Genomic DNA, 6769 nt, shown 5'->3' on the forward strand with positions numbered 1-6769 from the left:
GGGCGGCCAACGGCGTGATGACCATCGTGCGCGGCCTCGCCGTGCCGGAGATGCTGACGCCCGAGGCCTATGGCGCCATCAACGGCGCGCTCGCCTTGCCGTCGGTCATCGCCAAGGCGGCCGCCCCGCTGGCGGCCGCGGTCCTGTGGCAGGCGGCCGGCTCCTACGACGCGGTGCTGCTGGCGGCGCTGGCGGGCTCCCTCATCGTCGCCCTTGGGTTCTGGAGCGCCGCCCTCTGCCGTCCCACGGGCAGCCAAACCGGCGCGTAACATTTCCGCCCCCCGGTCCGTCCCATGAGGGACAGAGGGCCGCCGGGCCCGTCCGAATGACGGAGGACAGCATGTCCCATCGAACCGCGGGGAGCGTGGAATGACCGCTCCCGCCATCACCCTGGATCTCGCCGCCCACCGTGCCGACCTGCACCGCTTCGTCCTGCGCGTCGTCGGCAACGCCGACCTCGCCGAAGACGTGGTGCAGGAGGCGCTGCTGCGGGCCATCGCTTCCCCGGCGGGGTTCGCCGGCCGCGCGAAGCCGCTCACCTGGCTGTCGTCGATCGCGCTCAACGTGCTGCGCGATCACTACCGCCGTCCCGGCACCCGTGCCGAGGTGGAGGCCGACACGACCGTGCTGGAGGCGCTGCCCGACGACGGTGACGACGTCGTGCTGGCGCTGATGCGGGACGAGATGGGGGTGTGCATCGCCGACCACCTGATGGCCTTGCCGGACCGCCAGCGCGAGGTCCTCACCCTGCACGATATCGGCGGCGCCCGCCACGCCGACGTGGCCGAGGCGCTGGGCATCGCCGAGGGCAACGCGCGCGTCCTGCTGCACCGGGCACGGGCGGCCCTGCGCGAGCGCCTGGGCCGGCACTGCCGGCTCGACCTCGGTCGCGACGTCGTTCCCTGCACCCCGCGCGACGGGAGCACGCCATGAGCATCGAGCCCCTCGACGTGCCCGTTCCCAAATCCCTGCTCACGCCGGTACCAGAGACCGCCAAGCCGCGGTCCAGCACCCGCCACAGCCCCCTGACGGTGCTCGTCTGCGCCTCGGCCATCCTGGCGATCTCGCTGGGCGTGCGGCATGCCTTCGGCCTGTTCCTCCAGCCCGTCTCCATGGATGCCGGCTGGGGACGCGAGGTCTTCGCGTTCGCCATCGCGCTGCAGAACCTGGTCTGGGGCGCCTCGCAACCCTTTGCCGGCATGGCCGCCGACCGCTACGGCGCCGGCCGGGTGATCGTCGCCGGCACCATCCTCTACGCCCTCGGTCTGCTGGTCATGGCGCAACCGCAGGGGCAGACGGTCTTCGTGCTGGGGGCCGGCGTGCTGGTCGGGCTCGGCCTCAGCGGCACCACCTACCCGCTCGTGCTGGGCGCGGTGACGCGGGCGACGGCACCGGAGAAGCGCAGCCTCGCCATGGGCATTGCCATGGGCGGGGCAGCCTTCGGGCAGTTCGTCATGCTGCCCGGCACGCTGGCCGGCATCGACCTGCTGGGCTGGCCGGGCACGCTGGCCGCCCTGTCGGTCCTCACCGCCGTCATGCTGCCGCTCGCGTGGCCGCTGTCCGAGCGCGGCGCACACACCGGGGCGGCACCGGCCGGCGGGGCAAGCACGGGTGCCGCAGTCCGCACGGCGCTGGCGCACCGCGGCTTCCAGCTGCTGGCGCTCGGCTTCTTCGTTTGCGGCTTCCAGGTGGTGTTCATCGCCACGCACGTGCCGGCCTTCCTGGCGGACAAGGGCCTGCCGGTGGAGGTGGGGTCGACGGTGCTGGCATTGATCGGCCTGTTCAACATTGCCGGCACCTACTACGCCGGACTGTGGGGCGGGCGCCACCGCAAGCCGATGCTGCTCGCCTGGCTCTACCTTGCCCGTGCGGCGATCATCGCCGCCTTCGCCTTCCTGCCGGTCAGCGCATGGAGCGCCTACGCCTTCGGCGCCGCCATGGGGTTGTTCTGGCTGTCCACCGTGCCGCTGACCAACGGCACCATCGCCGACCTGTTCGGGGTACGCAACATGGCGACGCTGGGCGGAGTGGTGTTCTTCGCCCACCAGCTCGGCGCGTTCCTGGGCGGCTGGCTGGGTGGCGTGTTGTACGACCGGCTCGGCTCCTACGACGGCGCCTGGGCGCTCGCCATCGCGCTGAGCCTGGTCGCCGCCTTGCTGAACGCGCCGATCCGGCTGCCGGTGGCTCCCGCAGCCGAACCGGCGAAGGCGCCGGCATGACGGCGCTCCTGCGGGCCGGCGGGACGGGGCTCGGCCTCGCCCTGCTGGTGGCGGCCTGGATCCTGTACCAGACGCCGGCCATGGGCATGATGCTGTCGGCGGTGACGTTCTGCCAGTGACCGGCGCCGCCGAGCTCCTTCGTGGGAAGCCCGGCGGCGTCCGCGTGCCGTCCTGGCGTCAGCGACCCTTCCACACCGGCGTGCGCTTGGTGAGGAAGGCGTCGAAGCCCTCCGCCGCGTCGGCTGTCAGCATGTTGGCGACCATCGCCTCGCCGGCACAGGCGTAGGCGTCGTCCAGGTCCATGTCGATCTGCCGGTGGAACGCCGCCTTGCCGAGTGCCAGCGCGTGCGGCGACTTCGACGCGATGAGCGCCGCCATCGCCGCCACTTCGGCATCCAATCGTTCGGGCGCGACCGCGCGGTTGATCAGCCCCCGCGCCTCGGCCGCGGCGGCGTCGACGGGTTCGCCGGACAGCAGCATCTCCAGCGCCGCCTTGCGGCCGACGCTGCGCGCCAGCGCCACGGCGGGCGTCGAACAGAACAGGCCAAGGTTGATCCCCGGCGTGGCGAAGCGGGCGGACGTGGCGGCGTAGGCAAGGTCGCAGCTCGCCACCAGCTGGCAGCCGGCGGCGGCGGCCGCACCCTGCACCTTGGCGATCACCGGCTGCGGCAGCCGCACGATGCCGGTCATGACGCGGGAGCACAGTGCGAACAGCGCCGTCAACGCCTCGCGCCCGTCGAGCGCACGCATTTCCTTCACGTCATGCCCGGCGCAGAAGGTGCGGCCATTGGCCGCCAGAACCACGACACGCACCGCCGAATCGGCGGCAACGGTCGCCAGCGCGCGCTCGAGCGCGGTCAGCAGGGCGATGGACAAGGTGTTGTGGGCGTCGGGCCGATTGAGCGTCAGCGTGGCGACGCCGGCCTCGACGCGGGTGAGGAGGATGGGATTGGACAAGGGGGACTCCGTTTCGGGAAGGGGACCGGACGCAGCACGAGCGGCGCCCGCACACGGGGTGCGGACGCCGCGGACGTTTCGGTCCGGCCAAGGGGTGGGGTGTCGGTCAGCCGCAGCAGGCGGCGGGCGCCGGCTCGGACCCGGCCGTGGTGCCGAGGCGCTTCTCGGCGTGCTCGACGGCCTTGGAGCGGATCATCGTGACCAGCGCGACGACTTCGTCGATCTGCTCCCGCGGCACACCCACGCCCTGCGCGGCGGCGAGGTGCTTGTCGAGGTTGGCGGTGCAGTTGACGGCCAGCGAGGCGCCGATGGCGACCAACTCGGCCAGCCGGTCAGTGGAGCCACAACCGCACCCGTCCTGCGCCGGCTCCAGGCCCAGGGCGTGACGGCGCATCCCGTCGGTGGCGCTGGTGCGCACGCAGACGGCGCCGGCCACCGCCTTCCCGATGTCGGCGTCGGTGGCGCCGGCGCGCCGCACTTCCTTCAGGTGATAGGTGGTGCAGGGCCGGCACCCCGCCGCCACCGAGATCGCCACAGCCACCAGCTCCTTTTCCAGCATCGTCAGGGACATCGTCGCTTCCATCCGTTCGCCGGCGCGGCCGATCCGCGCCCGATGTCCGTTGGACGGAGGTGGATGCCGGAACGTTACACACGGCGCGCCAAATCGCGGGCCCGTGTCGTACGGACGGCGCCTGAAGGCTTCGTCCGTACGCCGTTCTCCCCTTGCCCGTGGCGAAGGGGTTCCTTCGATATCAGGCGGCGCCGGCTTCCGGCAGGTGGACGGTGCCGATCTCGTCGAGACGGCGCTTCAGGCTCAGCCGGTCCAGCTTCTCGAGGCGCAGGTTGGCGAAGATCTTGATGCGGTTGTCGAGTTCGAAATAGGTCTGGCGGTAGCGCTGGGCGCGCTCGATCTCGGACCCGACGAAGCCCACCGGATCCTCTACGCCCCAGTGCGCGGTCATCGGCTGGCCCGGCCACACCGGACACGCTTCTCCGGCCGCCTTGTCGCAGACGGTGAAGACGAAATCCAACACCGGGCTGTCGGGCCGGGCAAACTCGTCCCACGGCTTGCTGCGCAATCCGTCCGTGGCGTGGTGCATCCGCTTCAGCAACTCAAGCACGTGCGGGTCGACCAGCCCACGCGGCATGCTGCCGGCCGAGAACGCGTTGAAGCGACCGTTCGACCAGCGTTGCAGCAGGCATTCCGCCATGATGCTGCGCGCCGAATTGCCGGTGCACAGGAACAGCACGTTGTAGACCCTGTCGGACGTCATCGCCGGCTCCATCGAAGGACATGATCATTTCGATGGTTGTTTGATTATCGATGCCGGATGCCATGGTCAAGCGGCGCGCCGCATCGCAACAAAAGGTTCACGGGCTTGGCTTAGGTGGAATCACTCGTCGCACCAGCGAACCAGGTTCGGCAGCGGATCCAGGATGCTGTCCATCTGCGCGCGATCGCTGAAACGATAGTCGGGATCGATGTCCCGGTACCGCTCGTGCTTGGCGATCCGGTCCGCCGGGCGCGACCAGCCGTAATGCCGGATGCGCAAACCCGACGCCGCGGCGGGCAACTCCGCCGCGTTGGACGGGAACCGCCCGCCATGGATCCGGGCGTTCGTCCATGAATACTGGAAATCGGGCGTATACCGGACCAGGAAGGGGAAATGGCGCGTGTGCGCGGTCCATTGCGCGTCGTCGCAATAGTGGGTGCCCGACCACATGTCGAACAGGGGAAACCCGTACGATTCCCGGTCGTCGTTGTCGTCGAGGAACAGGTAGGCGACCTCGACGCCGCCGCAGTCGAGCCGCTCCAGGCTGCGCAGATGCTCGGCAAGGATGTGCGGGGGCTTGCGAACCGGAGAGGCGATCAGGATGCGTTTCAACGGGAGGATCCCACGAGAATGTCGGCAATGCGGCGCGCCGCCTGCCCGTCCCCGAACAGCGGGCGGCGGACGGCCATCCTGCCGTACAGGTCGGGATCCATCATCAACCGGTCCGCGGCGCCGAAGATCGCATCGGCGTCGGTGCCCACCAGCCATGCGGCCCCGGCCTCGACCGCCTGCGGCCGCTCGGTCGTCGTGCGGGCGATCAGCAATGGCTTGCCGAGGTGCGGGCACTCCTCCTGCAGGCCGCCGGAATCCGTGATGACCAGCCAGCACGCCGCCAGATGGCGGATGAAGTCGCCATAGGCCAGCGGCGGGCTCAACTCGACGTTCCCATACCCCGACAGGCGCGCGCGCACGGGCGTGGAAACGTTCGGGTTGGGATGGACGGGCACCAGGAAGCGGACGCCGGGATGGCGGTCCGCCAGGGCGGCCACGGCGTCGCAGATGGCCAGCAAGCCCCGGTCATGGTTTTCCCGCCGGTGCGTGGTGACGATCACCAGCGGGCCGGCCCGGTCAGCGCCGCCTCGGCCTGCCGGCCCAGGTCCAGGTGCTGGCCGGTCGCGATCGTCACCACCCGCGCCCGGCCAGCCAGGGCCGTCATCACCGGCGCCAGCTTGATGATCTCCGGCCGCGTCCCGTAGACGATGGCGATGGTCGTGTCCGGCATGCGCCCGCGCCCAGGCTGGCCCCTTTTCCCGCAGGAAAAGGGGCGCACCGCCGTCAGGAGCCGCCGCCCAGGACCAGGATGTCGGTGTGGCTGAGCGTGCGGACGTTGAGCGTGGCGATGGTCACGGCCGCTCCGGCGCCCGAACCGTCCGCATCGAAGGAAAGCGCCCCGGTGCGGGTGTTGAACACGAACGTCGCCCCGGCCGACGTGGGGTTGTCGAGCGCGAAGTGGCTGGCCGACAGCGTCCCTGCCGGGATGTTGCCGAAGTTCGGCCCGACCACGCCGATCCTGTCCTCGCCCAAGGTGAAGTCGGCGATCATGTCGCCGCCCTCCAGTGGGCTACCGATGCGGAAGGTGTCCGCGCCCAGGCCGCCGGTCAGCGTGTCGGCTCCTAGGTTGCCGGCCAGCAGGTCGTCGCCCTGGCCTCCGAACAGCACGTCGTTGTCCTGCCCACCGAACAGCGTGTCGCTGCCCAGCTGCCCGTACAGCACGTCGGCCGCGCGGTTGCCGTAGAGCACGTCGCCGTCCTGCCCGCCGAACACGGTGTCGGCATCCTGCCCGCCGAACAGCGTGTCCAGGCCCTGGTTGCCGTAGACCACGTCGTCCTGCTGGTTGCCGTACAGCGCGTCGTTGCCGATGCCGCCGGTCACCGTGTCCAGCCCGGTGTCGCCGTACAGCACGTCGTCGCCGCCTTCCGAGCCGACGAAGTCGTTGCCGCCGCCGCCGCGCAGCGTGTCGTCGTCGGCGCCCAGCACCATCCACTGATCCGCGCTGTCGCCGGCGACCACCTGCGAGCCCTCGCCGCCGGTCACCCGCACCGCGCCGACCACGGCGGCGAAGTCGACGTTCTGCAGCTGGATGACGGTGCCGCTGGGCAGGCTGGAGGCGTCAATCACCACCGCCTGCTGCTGGGTGCTCACCCCGCCGCTCGGCGCGGTGCCGGTGATGATGATGGGCTGGTTGGGCGGGGCCGCCGGGTTGGCGACCACCGGGATGATGGTGCGCACCGTCAGGTTGGCGGTGGGCGGCAGCACGTC

10 protein-coding genes and 1 pseudogene are annotated in these 6769 nt (G+C 70.8%); 4 read left to right on the forward strand and 7 right to left on the reverse strand.

The window, feature by feature from the left end; translation table 11 throughout:
- From VED21_RS34250 to VED21_RS34265, 4 genes and pseudogenes are all read left to right on the forward strand, one after another.
- Positions 1-269: pseudogene (locus VED21_RS34250) on the forward strand (hypothetical protein); the annotation flags it as partial.
- A gap of 100 nt (positions 270-369) precedes the next feature.
- Positions 370-933 (forward strand): RNA polymerase sigma factor, encoded by a 564-nt coding sequence (locus tag VED21_RS34255; protein ID WP_324890401.1) that lies wholly within the window; start codon positions 370-372, stop codon positions 931-933.
- Complete coding sequence (locus tag VED21_RS34260) at positions 930-2219, forward strand: MFS transporter (protein ID WP_324890402.1); 1290 nt, start codon at positions 930-932, stop codon at positions 2217-2219. Before VED21_RS34255 ends, VED21_RS34260 begins: the two co-directional genes overlap by 4 nt.
- Entirely contained in the window at positions 2216-2338 is a 123-nt protein-coding gene (locus tag VED21_RS34265) for a hypothetical protein (protein ID WP_324890403.1), read from the forward strand. The genes VED21_RS34260 and VED21_RS34265 overlap by 4 nt, the downstream gene beginning before the upstream one ends.
- 58 nt (positions 2339-2396) lie before the next feature.
- Here VED21_RS34265 and VED21_RS34270 read toward each other — a convergent pair whose 3' ends face one another.
- The 7 genes from VED21_RS34270 to VED21_RS34300 all read right to left on the reverse strand — a co-directional run.
- Positions 2397-3176 (reverse strand): enoyl-CoA hydratase, encoded by a 780-nt coding sequence (locus VED21_RS34270; RefSeq protein WP_324890404.1) that lies wholly within the window; start codon positions 3174-3176, stop codon positions 2397-2399.
- Between the two features lie 106 nt (positions 3177-3282).
- On the reverse strand, positions 3283-3747 hold the full coding sequence (locus VED21_RS34275; protein ID WP_324890405.1) for a carboxymuconolactone decarboxylase family protein: 465 nt from the start codon (positions 3745-3747) through the stop codon (positions 3283-3285).
- Positions 3748-3928: 181 nt separating this feature from the next.
- Positions 3929-4450, reverse strand: coding sequence for an arsenate reductase ArsC (locus tag VED21_RS34280; RefSeq protein ID WP_324890406.1), 522 nt, complete (start codon positions 4448-4450; stop codon positions 3929-3931).
- 120 nt (positions 4451-4570) lie between these two features.
- The gene (locus tag VED21_RS34285) at positions 4571-5062 is read right to left on the reverse strand and encodes a hypothetical protein (RefSeq protein ID WP_324890407.1); all 492 of its coding nucleotides are present in this window, start codon (positions 5060-5062) and stop codon (positions 4571-4573) included.
- A complete protein-coding gene (locus VED21_RS34290) occupies positions 5059-5562 on the reverse strand; it encodes a UDP-N-acetylglucosamine 2-epimerase (protein WP_324890408.1) in 504 nt (167 codons plus the stop codon). The genes VED21_RS34285 and VED21_RS34290 overlap by 4 nt, the downstream gene beginning before the upstream one ends.
- Positions 5559-5732, reverse strand: a complete 174-nt coding sequence (locus VED21_RS34295) for a hypothetical protein (RefSeq protein ID WP_324890409.1) — start codon at positions 5730-5732, stop codon at positions 5559-5561. The genes VED21_RS34290 and VED21_RS34295 overlap by 4 nt, the downstream gene beginning before the upstream one ends.
- A gap of 53 nt (positions 5733-5785) precedes the next feature.
- Positions 5786-6769, reverse strand: a 984-nt coding sequence (locus tag VED21_RS34300; protein WP_324890410.1) for a calcium-binding protein, incomplete at its 5' end; no start/stop codon positions are given.

Source organism: Azospirillum sp., assembly GCF_035627195.1.
Taxonomy (GTDB): domain Bacteria; phylum Pseudomonadota; class Alphaproteobacteria; order Azospirillales; family Azospirillaceae; genus Azospirillum.

Coding starts and splice junctions, on each gene's coding strand:
- VED21_RS34255 (WP_324890401.1), top strand. CDS start 370: ATGACCGCTCCCGCCATCACCCTGGATCTCGCCGCCCACCGTGCCGAC.
- VED21_RS34260 (WP_324890402.1), top strand. CDS start 930: ATGAGCATCGAGCCCCTCGACGTGCCCGTTCCCAAATCCCTGCTCACG.
- VED21_RS34265 (WP_324890403.1), top strand. CDS start 2,216: ATGACGGCGCTCCTGCGGGCCGGCGGGACGGGGCTCGGCCTCGCCCTG.
- VED21_RS34275 (WP_324890405.1), bottom strand. CDS start 3,747: ATGTCCCTGACGATGCTGGAAAAGGAGCTGGTGGCTGTGGCGATCTCG.
- VED21_RS34280 (WP_324890406.1), bottom strand. CDS start 4,450: ATGACGTCCGACAGGGTCTACAACGTGCTGTTCCTGTGCACCGGCAAT.
- VED21_RS34295 (WP_324890409.1), bottom strand. CDS start 5,732: ATGCCGGACACGACCATCGCCATCGTCTACGGGACGCGGCCGGAGATC.